The following is a 15244-nucleotide window of genomic DNA, read 5'->3' as shown; positions in this document are numbered from 1 at the left end:
GCACGACCCGCCCGGGAGGCTCCTTTGCACCGCCGCACCGCGCTCTCCGTCTCCGCCGCGCTCCTCGCCGCGGCCCCGCTCCTCGCCGCCTGCGGGAGCGGAGCCCACCCAGGGGCGGCGGCCGTCGTCGGCGGCGAACGGATCGAGGTGTCCAGCCTCCAGGCCCAGGTCCGCGACGTCCGGGCCGCCCAGCAGGCCTCCCCGCAGGCCGCGCAGCTGATCAAGGCCACCGGGGACCTCAGCCGCGAGAAGCTCAACGTGATGATCTTCGACCGGGTGGTGGACCGGGTCGCCGAGGACAACGGGATCACCGTCAGCCGGGGCGAGCTCCAGAAGACCCGCGACGATTTCGTCGAGCAGAGCGGCGGCGAGGAGCAGCTCGCCGCGATGCTGCTCCAGCAGCAGGGCGTCGCCCCCGACCAGATCGACACGGTCGTCCGCCGCACGGTCCTGATGAACAAGATCGCCGCCAAGCTCGGCATCGCGAACACCCCCGAGGGCCAGCAGAAGCTCACCGAGGTGTTCACCGCCGCCTCCAAGTCGCTCGGCATCGACGTGAACCCGCGCTTCGGCTCCTGGGACGACGAGAAGATCCAGCTGGGCACGTTCAGCCCGACCTGGCTGCGGCAGATCAGCCAGGCCCCGGAGGCGGTCGAGGCCGGGGCCTGAGCCGGGGGCCTGAGGCCTGGGCCTGAGCCCGGGCCCGGGCGGCAGCCGGGCTCCACGTAAGGTCGAAGGGTGAACGCTGAAGCACCCGTCGATCCCGTCGAGCGCGTCGAGCCCGGTCGTGTCGTCCTGCTCACCGCCAGCCACCGCGTGGCGCCCGGACTGCTGTCCTGGCCCGCGTGGCAGACGCTGCGCTCCGCCGACCGGGTGCTGTGCGCCGACGAGCACCACCCCCAGCTGCCGTACCTGCGCGAGGCCGGGGTCGCCGTCGAGCACGCCCGCCCCGCCGCGCAGGAGCTCGTCGACGCCTGCGCCGGAGGACGGACCGTCGTGGTCCTGGCCTCCGGCGAGGGCGACCGGGCCCTGACCGACGGCCTCGCCCGCCTCGCCGGCTCCGGCCGGGTCGCCATGCCCGACCTGGAGCTGCTGCCCGGTTCGTACGATCTGCCCGGCGCCCGGCTCCTCGACCTCGTGCAGGTCATGGACCGCATCCGCCGCGAGTGCCCGTGGTCCTCGCGGCAGACGCACAAGGGGCTCGCCAAGTACGGCATCGAGGAGGCGTACGAACTCGTCGAGGCGATCGAGGCCGGCGACCGGGTCGAGCTGCGCGAGGAGCTGGGGGACGTCCTCCTCCAGGTCGTCTTCCACGCCCGGATCGCCGAGGAGCACGAGGAGGAGCCCTTCTCCGTCGACGACGTCGCCGGGACGATCGTCGAGAAGCTGATCCACCGTCATCCGCACGTCTTCGGCGACGAGACCGCCGAGACCCCTGAGGACGTCAAGGAGCACTGGCTGCGGACGAAGGCGATCGAGAAGCAGCGCGACTCGGTCACCGACGGGGTGCCGCTCGGCCAGCCCGGCCTCGCACTCGCCGCGAAGCTCGCGGGCCGGGTGCGGACGGCGGGCCTGGACGTCGAGCTGCCGGCGGGCGAGGGCATCGGCTACGAACTGCTCGCCCTCGCCGTACGGGCCGAGGAGGCCGGCGTCGACCCGGAGGCGTCCCTGCGCGCCGCCGCCCGCGCCTACCGCGACGCGATCCGCACGGCGGAGGGCCACCGCCCCTGACGGGGCCGCGGTCAGGGCCGAGGCGCCCGACGCGGACGGCTCGGGACCGGCTCGGGGCCGGCCGGGTCGCCGGGGGCCCGCCCAGGGGGCGGCCGGACGCGGACCGGCCCAGAACCGGACTTCCGCCGACCGCTCGGACCGGCGCCCGCTCGGACCGCCGACCGCTCGGGCCGGCGCCCGGCGCGGGCCCCTCAGGGCTCACGGCGCGTGCGGGCCTCCGGGTTGTGCCAGAGGAGGGGCGGGGGGTCGATCAGGCGCTCGGCGGTGGAGCCGGGGCGGGGGCCGGAGGCGCCCACGGCCGGCAGGGTGTCGTGGAAGATCCGCGCGGGGTCGGTCCCGAGGTGCTCCAGGACCGGCACGGTCTCGGCGAGGAAACCGGGCGGCCCGGCCAGGTAGACGTCGTGCGCCGGCCAGTACCCGCAGATCCGCAGCGCCTGGAGCAGCCGCTCGGTCGCCTGGTCGCGGGGATGGTGCGGGGCCGAGGTGATGTACGTGACGTTCAGCCCCGGTATCCGCTCCCGCAGCCGCTCGGCGTCCGGCCGCCCGTAGAGGTACTCCCTGGTGCGGGCGACGAGGAAGAGCCGCGCCTCGACGCCCTCCGGCGCCTGCGCGATCTCTTCGAGAAGCCCCTTCACCGGGGCCCAGCCGGTGCCGGCGGCGATGTACGTGCGCGGGGAGCAGGGGGCGCTCCGCGCGGTCAGCCCGCCGCCGGGCGCGCTCAGCCGTAGCGTCTCGCCGGCGCGGGTCTCCTCGACGAGCGCCGTGCTCATCGCCCCGCCCCGTATCCGGCTGACGTGCAGCTCCAGGGTCCCGTCCGCGCGGACCGCGTTGGCGAGGGAGTACGTCCGCCAGACGCGCGGCACCCGCAGCGAGCTGACGCTGACGTACTGCCCGGGCAGATGGGGGAACGGCTGCCGGGGCCGCAGCGTGAGCAGCGCCAGATCATCCCCGTACCGCTCGTGCCGCACCACCCGCGCGTCCCACCAGGCCGGCTCCCCGGCCCGCTCCGCCTCCTCGGCGCCGCGCAGCATGAGCTCGGCGACGTACCCGTACGCCTCGGTCCACGCCTTCTCGGCCTCGACGGTCCAGGCGGCTCCGGCGGCGTGTGCGAACGCGGCGGTCAGGCTCGACCCGACGGCGGCGTAGAGCGCGGGCGCGGCCAGGAACTTGCGGTGGTCCCGCCCCAGATGGGCGAGGTACTCCCGGAGCCCGGGGTCCTCCAGGTGGGTCACGACATGGGCGAGGGCGGCGAAGAGGCGGTCGCGCTGGGGCCGCATGTCCTCGGGGAAGAGCTCTCGAACGCCCGGGTTATTCCAGAAGAGGTGGGAGTAGAAGAAGGTGACGGCATGCTCGGCCCGTCTCTCGACGACGGCGAACGTGCTTCTGAGCAACTGGGCATCCACTCCGGAGAATCTAGGCCACCCGTCTTCACCGGACGCTCACATCACCGGTACCCGGTGGCCGGGAGGCCGGTGGAGCGACCACCTTGTACCGTCTCAGGGTGAGTACGCCCCCCGCCCCCGAGCTCTTCACCTGGGAGTTCGCGACCGATCCCTATCCCGCCTACGCCTGGCTGCGCGAGCACGCGCCGGTGCACCGGGCGAAGCTGCCCAGCGGTGTCGAGGCGTGGCTGGTGACGCGGTACGCGGACGCCCGGCAGGCCCTGGCCGACCAGCGGCTCTCCAAGAACCCGGCGCACCACGACGAGCCCGCGCACGCCAAGGGGAAGACGGGGATCCCGGGCGAGCGCAAGGCCGAGCTGATGACGCATCTGCTCAACATCGACCCGCCGGACCACACGCGGCTGCGGCGGCTCGTGTCGAAGGCGTTCACGCCGCGCCGGGTCGCCGAGTTCGCCCCGCGCGTGCAGGAGCTGACCGACCGGCTGATCGACTCCTTCGCGGCGAAGGGGGAGGCCGACCTCATCCACGAGTTCGCCTTCCCGCTGCCCATCTACGCGATCTGCGACCTGCTCGGCGTCCCGCCGGAGGACCAGGACGACTTCCGCGACTGGGCGGGGATGATGATCCGCCATGGCGGCGGGCCGCGCGGCGGGGTGGCGCGGTCGGTGAAGAAGATGCGCGGCTATCTCGCGGAGCTGATCCACCGCAAGCGGCTCGACCCCGGCGACGACCTGATCTCGGGGCTCATCAAGGCGTCCGACCACGGCGAGCACCTCACGGAGAACGAGGCCGCCGCGATGGCGTTCATCCTTCTCTTCGCCGGGTTCGAGACGACGGTCAACCTGGTGGGCAACGGCGTGTACGCGCTGCTGCGCAACCCGGGGGAGCGCGAACGCCTCCAGGCCTCGCTCGCGGCGGGGGAGCGGGACCTCCTGGAGACCGGCGTCGAGGAGCTGCTGCGCTACGACGGGCCGGTGGAGCTGGCGACCTGGCGGTACGCCATGGAGCCGCTGACGATCGGCGGGCAGGAGATCCCGGCGGGGGATCCGGTGCTCGTGGTGCTCGCGGCGGCCGACCGGGACCCGGAGCGGTTCGACGCGCCGGACACGCTCGATCTGTCCCGCCGTGACAACCAGCATCTGGGATACGGGCACGGCATCCATTACTGCATCGGCGCCCCGCTCGCCCGTCTCGAAGGCCAGATCGCCCTGGCGACCCTGCTGACGCGTCTGCCGGACCTGCGACTCGCGGTCGATCCCGCCGATCTGCGGTGGCGCGGCGGGCTCATCATGCGCGGATTGCGCACGCTTCCGGTGGAGTTTGCCCCAGTTGCGAGCTGACGTGGACTGACGGGCCGTCAAGACTGTGACTTTTACGTGATCTCCGCTGCATCGACTTGTGACAAGCGTTCGAATGCCGCTACGTTCACCGTCACCTCAGCAGTCACGCGAAAGGCACTCCGCATGCGCTCCGGGAACGGTCGACACCGCAGACCCCGCCAGGCCCCCGCCCTCGTCGTCGCCGCAGGCGTGACCGGATCGGCCCTCGCGCTGCCGTTGCTCGGCGCGGGTTCCGCCTCGGCCGCCGACGCCGCCACGTGGGACCGCGTCGCCGAATGCGAATCGGGAGGCCTGTGGAGCGCCCACTTCGGCAACGGGCTCTACGGCGGGCTCCAGTTCACGCAGGAGACCTGGGAGACCTACGGCGGTCTGGCGTACGCGTCCAGCGCGGACCTCGCCAGCCGCGCCCAGCAGATCGCGGTGGCCGAGAAGGCGCTCGCCGCGGGCTCCACCCAGTGGGCCACCTGCGCCCCCATCGCCGGCCTGACGAACGACGGCGCCGCCCCCGACGTCGACCCCGGACCGCCCGTCACGCCGACCGAGCCCACGGGCCCGGTCGAGGAGTCGGACTGGACCTCCGGCCTCGCGACCGCCCCCGGATCGGCCACCGCCTCTCCCGACGCGCCCGAGGCGCCCGAGACCGCGCCGGCCGCGCCGACGACACCCGCCGCGCCGACGACGCCCGCCGCGCCCGTGACGCCGGACGCCTCGACGCCCACCGGAACGCCGGCCACCGGGACCCCGTCCCCGGCCGGCACGACGCCCGCCGCGCCCGCCGCGCCCACCGCACCGGCGGCCCCCGGCACCGGCAAGCACCGCGGCGACGCGGCCCCGGAAGAGACGGTCAATACGGACAAGAGCCCGGAAACCGGTCGTCACGCCTCGCCGGCTGACGGGGCGACAGCCGGCGCGGCTCCCGTCGAGGGGTCAAGCGATTCGGGCAGCACGGACAGTGCGGGCACTTCGGGTGAATACACCGTCAGGCCGGGCGACAGTCTCTCCGAGATCGCTCAGAAGAACGAGCTGCCCGGAGGCTGGGCCTCCCTCTACGACGCCAACCGCCGGACGGTGGGCGTCGATCCGGACCTCATCCTCCCTGGCCAGAGTCTCGATCTGACGCTCGGACTGGCCCAGCCGCAGGGGTAGTTCGGGACCCTATGTCCGGTTCTGTCGAAGTGAGACATGAGTCTCTTCGCCCGAACTGGCGTGCCGCGTCCGCAAAGTCTGCTCTTGTCGCCTCTCACCTGCGCAAACACCCTTTATCGGCACGCAAGTGGGGGCGATATGTCCCTCTTGGGCTTCTTTGAACTTCGGAGAGGTCTGTGTCTACGGTCGTCATCGCTCGCCACCGCGGGCCCCGTCGACCGGTACGCCGAATCCTGCCGTCGGCCGATGGGAACAGTCGTCGCGTCAGCGCCGAAGGCAGGAGCGGGGGACCCAAGGTAAGTGCCGTCCCCGGCCGTCAGACAGACGGCCGACGGATCGGCTTGGGGTGAAGCCGCGCGCCAGTCGCGCGGCCGGGCAGCTCACGCCCGAACCCGACAGCTCACCTCGTAGGCGTCGGTGAGGAGAAGTCCCATGCTGTTTTCCGCCAAGGGCAAACACCGCCGTCCCTCCAAGGCCGCCCGCGCCGTCGCCCTCGCCGGGGTCGCCGGCGTCGCCGTCGCCGCCCCCCTGATGACCGCAGGCTCCGCCTCGGCCGCGACCGCCTCCGAGTGGGACGCCGTCGCCCAGTGCGAGTCCGGTGGCAACTGGTCCATCAACACCGGCAACGGCTACTACGGTGGCCTGCAGTTCTCGACCTCCACCTGGGCCGCCTACGGTGGCACCGCGTACGCCGCCACCGCCGACCAGGCCTCGAAGTCGCAGCAGATCGAGATCGCCGAGAAGGTCCTCGCCGGCCAGGGCAAGGGTGCCTGGCCGAGCTGTGGCGTGGGCCTCTCCAGCGCCTCCTACACCGGTGGCGCCGCCGAGAGCGCGCCGCAGCAGAGCGCCCCGCAGCCGCAGGAGCGCAAGGCCGAGCAGCCGACGACCCGCAGCGAGCAGCGCACCGCGCCCAAGGCCGCGGCGAAGAAGGCCGAGCCGAAGAAGACCGTCACCACGCCGACCGGCAAGAAGGTCGCGAAGGGCGACGGCGAGTACAAGGTCGTCGCCGGCGACACCCTGAGCAAGATCGCCGCCGCGCACGACGTCAAGGGCGGCTGGGAGAAGCTCTTCCAGCTCAACAAGGACATCGTCGACGACGCCGACCTGATCTACCCGGGCCAGCAGCTTCACCTGAAGTGAGCCCGGCGGCCCGTGTGAGTCCGGCGGCTCCCACGGGTCCCAGGACCCCCAGGGGTCCGATGACCCTCCCGCGGTGACCACCCCGGTCCGGCGCGCCCCTTCCCCCGTGGCGCGCCGGGCCGGGGTTTCCCCTGTTACCGGTGAGTAGTTCTGGGGTCCTATGACCCCAAACGCATGCCCTTGGGTCCTTTTTCGTCCCAGCGGGCGGGCGCCCGGCCGACCGGAGCCCCGGAGCCGGTTAGGCTCTTGTCGCAAGGCCGAAGCGACCCTGCACAAGTGTTCGTCACATCTAGCGTCACATCCCAGAAGGAGATGCTCGTGCCGTCCATCGACGTCGTCGTAGCCCGGGAAATCCTGGACTCCCGAGGCAACCCCACGGTCGAGGTCGAGGTCGGCCTCGACGACGGCAGCACCGGCCGTGCTGCCGTTCCGTCCGGTGCCTCCACCGGAGCGTTCGAGGCCATTGAGCTCCGTGACGGAGACAAGAGCCGCTACATGGGCAAGGGCGTGGAGAAGGCCGTTCTCGCCGTCATCGAGCAGATCGGCCCGGAGCTCGTCGGCTACGACGCCACCGAGCAGCGCCTGATCGACCAGGCGATGTTCGACCTGGACGCCACGGACAACAAGGCCTCGCTCGGCGCCAACGCCATCCTCGGCGTCTCCCTCGCCGTCGCGCACGCCGCCTCCGAGGCCTCCGACCTCCCGCTCTTCCGCTACCTCGGCGGCCCGAACGCGCACCTGCTGCCCGTTCCGATGATGAACATCCTGAACGGCGGCTCGCACGCCGACTCCAACGTGGACATCCAGGAGTTCATGATCGCGCCGATCGGCGCCGAGTCCTTCTCCGAGGCCCTGCGCTGGGGCACCGAGGTCTACCACACCCTCAAGTCCGTCCTGAAGACCAAGGGCCTGTCCACCGGTCTCGGCGACGAGGGCGGCTTCGCCCCGAACCTCGGCTCCAACCGCGAGGCGCTCGACCTCATCCTCGAGGCCATCAAGCAGGCCGGCTACGCCCCGGGCAAGGACATCGCGCTGGCGCTCGACGTCGCCGCGTCCGAGTTCTACAAGGACGGCTCGTACGAGTTCGAGGGCAAGGCCCGCTCGGCCGCCGAGATGACGGACTACTACGCCGAGCTCGTCGACGCGTACCCGCTCGTCTCCATCGAGGACCCGCTGTTCGAGGACGACTGGGCCGGCTGGAAGACCATCACCGACAAGCTCGGCGCCCGGGTGCAGCTGGTCGGTGACGACCTGTTCGTCACCAACCCGGAGCGCCTGGCCCGCGGCATCGAGGAGGGCGCCGCCAACGCCCTCCTGGTCAAGGTCAACCAGATCGGTTCGCTGACCGAGACCCTGGACGCCGTCGAGCTCGCCCAGCGCAACGGCTTCAAGTGCATGATGTCCCACCGCTCCGGCGAGACCGAGGACGTCACCATCGCCGACCTCGCCGTCGCCACCAACTGCGGCCAGATCAAGACCGGCGCCCCGGCCCGCTCCGAGCGCGTCGCCAAGTACAACCAGCTCCTGCGCATCGAGGAGATCCTCGACGACGCCGCGGTCTACGCCGGCCGCAGCGCCTTCCCGCGCTTCAAGGGCTGAACTCCCGCGGGTAGCTCCCGCAGGTGGCTTCCGTACGTCCCCGCACGCGGTCCCGTACCGTGTGCGGGGACGTACGTATGTGAGGGAGGCGGGACACATGGCCGTGAAGGACCGGGACCGGTTCTCGACCGCGACCCGGATCAAGCTGATCGGCGAGCAGACCGCCGCCCGTGTCTACCGCTCCCAGACCCGCCGTCAGGCCCGCCGCTCCCGGCTCACCGGCCGCGCGGCCTTCCTCGCCCTGGTCGTCTGCTCGCTGGTGGTGGCGCTCGCCTACCCCATGCGGCAGTACGTCTCCCAGCGCGGCGAGATCACCGAGCAGGAGCGGCAGGCCGCCGAGGCCGCCGAGCGGGTCGAGGAGCTGCGCGACGAGAAGGCCCGGCTCCAGGACCCGGCGTACGTCCGGCGGCTGGCCCGCGAGCACCTGCACTACGTCATGCCGGGCGAGACCGGTTTCACCGTGAACGACCCCGACGCCGAGCGCGCCCGGCGCACCGAGCAGGGCGCGGACGATCGCCCCTGGTACTCCGACCTCTGGGACGGCGTCGACCACGCCGACGCGCGCCGCTGACGCGACGACGCGAGATGATGGCACCGGGACCGGGGCCCGCGCCCACGGTCCGCGACCCCGGCCCGCCCCCCGCGGCCCCGACGGCCCGAGCCCGACGGCCGCCGGGCCCGGACGGGTCCTCGGATCCGACCCGCCACCGACCGACCACCGACGAGAAGACAAGACGCCGCATGGAAACGCCCCCTCCGCAGACCGAACGCACCGAGCCGACCGAGGCGGACGTCGCCGCCTTCCAGGCGCAGCTCGGCCGCCCGCCCCGGGGCCTGCGCGCCATCGCGCACCGCTGCCCCTGCGGCAACCCGGACGTCGTCGAGACCGCGCCGCGGCTTCCCGACGGCACCCCCTTCCCCACCACGTACTACCTGACCTGTCCCCGCGCCGCCTCGGCGATCGGCACGCTCGAGGCCAACGGGGTCATGAAGGAGATGCAGGCCCGGCTCGCGACCGACCCCGAGCTGGCCGCCGCCTACCGGGCCGCGCACGAGGACTACATCGCCCGCCGGGACGCCATCGAGGTCCTGGAGGGCTTCCCCAGCGCCGGCGGCATGCCCGACCGGGTCAAGTGCCTGCACGTCCTGGTCGGCCACTCGCTGGCCGCGGGCCCCGGCGTGAACCCGCTGGGCGACGAGGCCATCGCGATGCTGCCGGAGTGGTGGGCCAAGGGCCCCTGCGTCGACCCCTCCGGGGAGCCCGGTGAGCGGGAGGGCGCCGAATGACCCGGGTCGCGGGCATCGACTGCGGTACGAACTCCATCCGGCTCCTGGTCGCCGACGTCGACCCGGAGACGGGCGAGCTGATCGAGCTGGACCGGCGGATGACGATCGTCCGGCTCGGCCAGGGCGTCGACAGGACCGGCCGGCTCGCGCCCGAGGCGCTGGAGCGGACCTTCGCGGCCTGTCGCGAGTACGCCGACGTCATCAGGGAACTGGGCGCCGGGCGGCTCCGTTTCGTGGCCACCTCCGCCTCGCGCGACGCGGAGAACCGGGACGAGTTCACCCGGGGCGTGCTCGACATCCTGGGCGTGGAGCCCGAGGTGATCTCCGGTGACCAGGAGGCCGAGTTCTCCTTCACCGGCGCCACCGCCGAACTGCACGGCACCGAGACGTACCTGGTCGTGGACATCGGCGGCGGCTCCACCGAGTTCGTCGTCGGCAACAAGCACGTCGAGGCGGCCCGTTCGGTCGACATCGGCTGCGTCCGCCTCACCGAGCGGCACGTCCGCAGCGACCCGCCGAGCGCCGAGGAGATCGCCGCGATCCGCGCCGACGTGCGGGCCGCGCTCAACCTGGCCGCCGAGACGGTGCCGATCACGCGGGCCGACACCCTCGTCGGCCTCGCCGGTTCGGTCACGACGGTCGCCGCGATCGCGCTGGGTCTCCAGGAGTACGACTCCGAGCGGATCCACCGCTCCCGGATCTCGTACGAGCAGGTCGCCGAGGTCGTCGGCCGGCTGCTGGCCTCGACCCACGAGGAGCGCGCCGCGATCTCCGTGATGCACCCCGGACGGGTCGACGTCATCGCCGCCGGGGCGCTGGTGCTGCTCGAGATCATGGAGCGGATCGGGGCCCGGGAAGTCGTCGTCAGCGAGCACGACATCCTCGACGGAATCGCTCTGTCGGTGGCGTGAAAGGCACCCCGTGACCCGTCCGGCGACGGGGCGTCGGGAAAGTTCGTGAAGTTCTTCACAAGGAAAAGAGCCCCGAGGGGGTCTCTGGAGGCCCTTCAGGGGCTCCCGGGCCTCTGTCGGGGCTCTTTCGCAGGCCCGGAGCCCGGTTCGCTCGATGTTTCCATCGCGTGAACGGGCCCTGTGGTTCAGCGTTAACTACCGCTCTCCGGGCCAGTTCAACAGGGGTGAACAACGTTCACCGATGCACCCTGGTTCCTTTGCTTCAACATGACGTGGGTCACGTGGGCGGCGGAGTGTAGCAGAGGTACCCGAAGTGCTTGTGAAGGGGCGCACGAGCGACCCCCCTGAGTGGGGTGGATACTCGATGCATGAGCACCACGGAGCGTCCCAGGATCCTCGTTGTAGGCGGTGGGTACGTAGGCCTGTACGCAGCTCGACGCATTCTGAAGAAGATGCGTTTCGGGGAGGCGACCGTCACGGTCGTCGACCCGCGCTCGTACATGACGTACCAGCCCTTCCTCCCCGAAGCCGCCGCAGGCAGCATCTCCCCGCGTCACGTCGTCGTCCCGCTGCGACGCGTCGTGCGCGGAGCCGAGGTGCTCACCGGTCGCGTCACCACCATCGATCAGGACCGCAAGGTCGCCACGGTCGCGCCGCTCGTCGGCGAGGCCTACGAGCTGCCCTTCGACTACCTGGTCATCGCGATGGGCGCGGTCTCCCGTACCTTCCCGATCCCCGGCCTGGCCGAGCAGGGCATCGGCATGAAGGGCGTGGAGGAGGCCATCGGCCTCCGCAACCACGTCCTGGAGCAGCTGGACAAGGCCGACTCGACGACCGACGAGGAGGTCCGCCGCAAGGCGCTGACCTTCGTCTTCGTGGGCGGCGGCTTCGCCGGCGCGGAGACCATCGGCGAGGTCGAGGACATGGCCCGCGACGCGGCGAAGTACTACACCAACGTGAAGCGCGAGGACATGCGCTTCATCCTGGTCGACGCCGCCGACAAGATCCTTCCCGAGGTCGGCCCGGAGCTGGGCCGCTGGGGCAAGGAGCACCTCGAGGGCCGCGGTGTCGAGATCTACCTCTCGACGTCGATGGACTCCTGCGTCGACGGTCACGTCGTGCTGAAGAACGGCCTCGAGGTCGACTCCAACACGATCGTGTGGACCGCCGGCGTGAAGCCGAACCCGGCGCTCGCCCGCTTCGGTCTCCCGCTCGGCCCGCGTGGCCACGTGGACACCTCCGAGAAGCTCCAGGTCCAGGGCACCGACTACATCTGGGCCGCGGGCGACAACGCCCAGGTGCCGGACGTGGCCTCCCGCAAGGCCGGTGTCGAGAACGCCTGGTGCCCGCCGAACGCCCAGCACGCGCTGCGTCAGGCGAAGGTCCTCGGCGACAACGTGGTCTCCGGCATGCGGGGCTTCCCGCAGAAGACGTACGAGCACTCCAACAAGGGTGCGGTGGCGGGCCTCGGCCTCCACAAGGGCGTCGCGATGATCGTCATGGGCAAGATGAAGATCAAGCTCAAGGGCCGTCTCGCCTGGTACATGCACCGTGGCTACCACGGCATGGCCGTGCCCACCTGGAACCGCAAGATCCGCGTCTTCGCCGACTGGACCCTCGCGATGTTCCTCAAGCGCGAGGTCGTCTCCCTCGGTGCGATGGAGACGCCGCGCGAGGAGTTCTACGAGGCCGCCAAGCCCGCTCCGGTCCCCGCCGCTCCGGCGAACCAGGAGAAGGCCAAGGCCTCCTAGCTCCACCGCGTCAACAGCACGACACGCAGTACCCGTAGGACCCGAAGGACCGTAGGTGCCGAAGGGCCGTCCGCCATCCGTGGTGCGGACGGCCCTTCGGCATGTCCGCCCGGGTGTTTTGCCGACTCGTTGCGCGACGGCGGGAGTGTATTCGCCTACTGAGGGTGTTTACGTGGTGACGAGCATTTCTGGGGCACGACATCACGGAGGTGTGCACCATGGCCGACGCCGCATTGCGGCTGACCACTCTCGCGGAGGAACTCCTGGGGGCTCCGCTCCCGGTGCGGCTGCGGGCCTGGGACGGCAGCGAAGCGGGCCCCGCGGGCGGCCCCGTCCTGATCGTCCGGCAGCGCCGCGCCCTGCGTCGGCTGCTGTGGAAGCCCGGCGAACTGGGCCTGGCCCGCGCCTGGGTGGCCGGCGAGATCGACGTCGAGGGCGATCTGTACGAGGTCCTGGACCGGCTCGCCGGGTTGATCTGGGAGCGTTCCGACGAGACCAGGAGTGTCCTGGAGACCGTCCGGGACCCGCGGCTGCGCGCCGCGGCGCGCACCCTGGTCGCGATGGCCGGGCCGCTGCCGCCCCCGCCGCCGCCCGCCGAGGAGGTGCGGCGGCGCACCGGCGCCCTGCACACCAAGCGCCGCGACAAGCAGGCGATCAGTCACCACTACGACGTGGGCAACGACTTCTACGCGCTGGTCCTCGGGCCCTCGATGGTCTACTCGTGCGCGTACTGGACGCAGGACGGGACGCTGGAGGACGCCCAGCGCGACAAGCTGGACCTCATCGCCCGCAAGCTGAACCTGAAGGAGGGCGACCGGCTCCTCGACGTCGGCTGCGGCTGGGGCTCCATGGCCATCCACGCGGCCCGTGAGTACGGCGCCCGGGTCGTCGGGATCACCCTCTCCCGCGAGCAGGCCGTCTTCGCCCGTAAGCGGATCGCCGAGGAGGGCCTGACCGACCGGATCGAGATCCGCGTCCAGGACTACCGTGACGTCAAGGACGGCCCGTACGACGCGATTTCCTCCATCGGCATGGCCGAGCACGTCGGCCAGGTCCGCTACCGCGAGTACGCCGACACGCTCTACGCCCTGCTCAGACCGGGCGGCCGGCTGCTGAACCACCAGATCTCGCGCCGCCCCGAGCCGGACGAGGCGACGTACGAGATCGATCCGTTCATCGACGCGTACGTCTTCCCGGACGGCGAACTCGCCCCGATGGGGCGGACCTTGAGCACCCTGGAGGACGCGGGCTTCGAGGTCCGGGACGTGGAGGCCATCCGCGAGCACTACGCCCTGACGCTGCGCCGCTGGGTGGCGAATCTGGAGCGCGACTGGACGCGGGCGGTACGGATGGTCTCGCCGGGCCGCGCCCGGGTCTGGCGGCTCTACATGGCCGCCTCCGCGGTCTCCTTCGAGCGCAACCGGATCGGCGTGAACCAGTTCCTCGCCGTGAAGACGCCGGAGGGCGGCCGGTCCGGCGTGGCGCTGCGACCCCGGGTGTGGAACGAGCAGAGCGGGCGTTGATACCTTCGGGCCTTCGGGCTCACGAGGGCGGGGTGCCGGCCAACCGGCGCCCCGCTTCTCTTTCTTGGGTCCGAAATGTCATGAATATGCCATTCGGACGGAGACCCCCACACGTGCACCGCCCCACCCGCTTCTTCCTCGCCCTCGCCGCCGCGAGCGGCCTGCTGGCCCTCGCCGCCGTCCCGGGCAGCGCCACCCCGGCCGCCGCTCCCGCGGCCGAGGCGGCCGCCGCCGTCACCACCACGGCCACCTTCAACGACCCCGCCGGCGACGCCACCGCCCAGAACCGGGTCCGCGACCACATCGTCGGCCTGATAGACCAGGCGCCCGCAGGCTCCAGCATCACCGCCGGGCTCTACACCTTCACCGACGACAGCGTCACCGACGCCCTCGGCGCCGCCAAGACCCGCGGTGTGGACGTCCGTATCGTCATCGACCACACCTCGGTGACCATGACCGGCGGCGAGTACGACCGCCTCGCCGCCCGCCTGGGCACCGACCGCACCCAGGGCTCCTGGGTCCTGGCCTGTCCCGCGGGGCGCGGCTGCATCGGCAGCCGCAAGCTGCCCAGCGACAGCGACGGCGCGATCAACCACAACAAGTTCTTCCTCTTCTCCTCCACCGGCGGCGCGAACGACGTGGTCGTGCAGACCTCCGCCAACATGACCGGTGTCCAGCGCACCGACCTGTTCAACAACGCCGTCACCATCGTCGACAGCGGCCTCTACGGCAGCTACCAGGCCTACTTCGCCGACCTGGTGAAGTACGGCACCTCCGCCGGGCTCGACCACTACTACAAGACCCCGGTCACCGGCGCGTACAAGACGTACTTCTTCCCCCGCAAGGAGGCCGCGGGCACGTCGTACGACAACGACGCCTCCACCGACACGATCAAGCTGATCCTCGACAAGGTCAGCTGTGCCGGCGGCACCGAGGTGCGCATGGCGGCCAACCTCTTCACGCGTGACGAGATCGCCACCAAGATGGTCTCCCTCAAGAACGCGGGCTGCTCCGTGATCCTGGCCCACGACGGCTACCCCGACTCGATGGGCACCGCCGTGGAGTCGGTCATCTCCGGCAAGCTCACCCAGCGCGTCCAGTGCTACGAGGACCGTGGCACCGGCGTCGCCAAGGCCGGTCTGCACTCCAAGTACCTGCTCGTGGAGGGCACGTACGACGGTGTGGCCGGCAAGAAGCTGGTGTGGACGGGCAGCCACAACTACACCTACCCGGCCCTGCGGGCCAACGACGAGACGCTGCTGAAGATCGACAACGCGACGCTCTTCGGCCAGTACAAGGCGAACCACCAGCACCTGATGACCTACTGCGCGGGCAGCTGACCGCATCCACGCCGAAGGGCCGGGCTCCCCACACGGGGGCCCGGCCCTTCGGCGTACGTACCGCCTCGGCTGT

At 71.5% G+C, this 15244-nt stretch carries 13 protein-coding genes and 1 riboswitch; of the genes, 12 read left to right on the top strand and 1 reads right to left on the bottom strand.

All coding sequences use genetic code 11. The features are described from left to right. Positions 1-24: 24 nt before the first annotated feature. Together ACF06X_RS22830 and ACF06X_RS22825 are read left to right on the top strand one after the other, a co-directional pair. Positions 25-669: a SurA N-terminal domain-containing protein gene (locus ACF06X_RS22830; protein WP_392289120.1), complete on the top strand. Its 645-nt coding sequence runs from the start codon at positions 25-27 to the stop codon at positions 667-669. A 69-nt stretch (positions 670-738) separates the two neighbouring features. Then, positions 739-1731 (top strand): nucleoside triphosphate pyrophosphohydrolase, encoded by a 993-nt coding sequence (locus tag ACF06X_RS22825; protein ID WP_392289119.1) that lies wholly within the window; start codon positions 739-741, stop codon positions 1729-1731. A gap of 191 nt (positions 1732-1922) precedes the next feature. Here ACF06X_RS22825 and ACF06X_RS22820 read toward each other — a convergent pair whose 3' ends face one another. Next, positions 1923-3122 carry a globin domain-containing protein gene (locus tag ACF06X_RS22820; RefSeq protein ID WP_392289118.1) on the bottom strand — a complete coding sequence of 400 codons (1200 nt, stop codon included), beginning with the start codon at positions 3120-3122 and terminating at the stop codon, positions 1923-1925. A gap of 110 nt (positions 3123-3232) precedes the next feature. Here ACF06X_RS22820 and ACF06X_RS22815 point away from each other — a divergent pair, with 110 nt between their 5' ends. The 10 genes from ACF06X_RS22815 (at position 3233) to ACF06X_RS22770 (ending at position 15171) form a co-directional block, all read left to right on the top strand. Continuing rightward, complete coding sequence (locus tag ACF06X_RS22815; RefSeq protein ID WP_392289117.1) at positions 3233-4474, top strand: cytochrome P450; 1242 nt, start codon at positions 3233-3235, stop codon at positions 4472-4474. A 123-nt stretch (positions 4475-4597) separates the two neighbouring features. Then, a complete protein-coding gene (locus tag ACF06X_RS22810; protein ID WP_392289116.1) occupies positions 4598-5620 on the top strand; it encodes a transglycosylase family protein in 1023 nt (340 codons plus the stop codon). A gap of 258 nt (positions 5621-5878) precedes the next feature. Further along, a riboswitch (cyclic di-AMP (ydaO/yuaA leader) is annotated at positions 5879-6049 on the top strand. A gap of 3 nt (positions 6050-6052) precedes the next feature. Continuing rightward, the gene (locus ACF06X_RS22805) at positions 6053-6760 is read left to right on the top strand and encodes a transglycosylase family protein (protein ID WP_392289115.1); all 708 of its coding nucleotides are present in this window, start codon (positions 6053-6055) and stop codon (positions 6758-6760) included. A 318-nt stretch (positions 6761-7078) separates the two neighbouring features. After that, complete coding sequence (eno, locus tag ACF06X_RS22800) at positions 7079-8359, top strand: phosphopyruvate hydratase (RefSeq protein WP_392289114.1); 1281 nt, start codon at positions 7079-7081, stop codon at positions 8357-8359. A gap of 97 nt (positions 8360-8456) precedes the next feature. Continuing rightward, positions 8457-8930, top strand: a complete 474-nt coding sequence (locus ACF06X_RS22795) for a septum formation initiator family protein (RefSeq protein WP_392289113.1) — start codon at positions 8457-8459, stop codon at positions 8928-8930. A gap of 170 nt (positions 8931-9100) precedes the next feature. Continuing rightward, complete coding sequence (locus tag ACF06X_RS22790) at positions 9101-9646, top strand: DUF501 domain-containing protein (protein ID WP_392289112.1); 546 nt, start codon at positions 9101-9103, stop codon at positions 9644-9646. Continuing rightward, complete coding sequence (locus ACF06X_RS22785) at positions 9643-10557, top strand: exopolyphosphatase (protein WP_392289111.1); 915 nt, start codon at positions 9643-9645, stop codon at positions 10555-10557. The genes ACF06X_RS22790 and ACF06X_RS22785 overlap by 4 nt, the downstream gene beginning before the upstream one ends. Before the next feature lie 368 nt (positions 10558-10925). Beyond that, positions 10926-12308, top strand: coding sequence for an NAD(P)/FAD-dependent oxidoreductase (locus tag ACF06X_RS22780; protein ID WP_392289110.1), 1383 nt, complete (start codon positions 10926-10928; stop codon positions 12306-12308). 218 nt (positions 12309-12526) lie between these two features. After that, the gene (locus ACF06X_RS22775) at positions 12527-13831 is read left to right on the top strand and encodes a class I SAM-dependent methyltransferase (protein WP_392289109.1); all 1305 of its coding nucleotides are present in this window, start codon (positions 12527-12529) and stop codon (positions 13829-13831) included. Between the two features lie 113 nt (positions 13832-13944). After that, on the top strand, positions 13945-15171 hold the full coding sequence (locus tag ACF06X_RS22770; RefSeq protein WP_392289108.1) for a phosphatidylserine/phosphatidylglycerophosphate/cardiolipin synthase family protein: 1227 nt from the start codon (positions 13945-13947) through the stop codon (positions 15169-15171). The last annotated feature ends 73 nt before the right edge of the window (positions 15172-15244 follow it).

This window comes from Streptomyces sp. NPDC015346 (assembly GCF_043078785.1).
In the GTDB taxonomy this organism is placed as follows: Bacteria; Actinomycetota; Actinomycetes; order Streptomycetales; family Streptomycetaceae; genus Streptomyces.
The sequence above is the reverse complement of the archived record's forward strand: the minus strand, read 5'-3'. Positions and strand labels throughout refer to the sequence as shown.

Bases quoted from the DNA above. Each gene is read 5' to 3' on its own strand.
- ACF06X_RS22790 (WP_392289112.1), top strand. From the start codon at position 9,101: ATGGAAACGCCCCCTCCGCAGACCGAACGCACCGAGCCGACCGAGGCG.
- ACF06X_RS22775 (WP_392289109.1), top strand. From the start codon at position 12,527: ATGGCCGACGCCGCATTGCGGCTGACCACTCTCGCGGAGGAACTCCTG.
- ACF06X_RS22795 (WP_392289113.1), top strand. From the start codon at position 8,457: ATGGCCGTGAAGGACCGGGACCGGTTCTCGACCGCGACCCGGATCAAG.
- ACF06X_RS22780 (WP_392289110.1), top strand. From the start codon at position 10,926: ATGAGCACCACGGAGCGTCCCAGGATCCTCGTTGTAGGCGGTGGGTAC.
- ACF06X_RS22785 (WP_392289111.1), top strand. From the start codon at position 9,643: ATGACCCGGGTCGCGGGCATCGACTGCGGTACGAACTCCATCCGGCTC.
- ACF06X_RS22805 (WP_392289115.1), top strand. From the start codon at position 6,053: ATGCTGTTTTCCGCCAAGGGCAAACACCGCCGTCCCTCCAAGGCCGCC.
- ACF06X_RS22810 (WP_392289116.1), top strand. From the start codon at position 4,598: ATGCGCTCCGGGAACGGTCGACACCGCAGACCCCGCCAGGCCCCCGCC.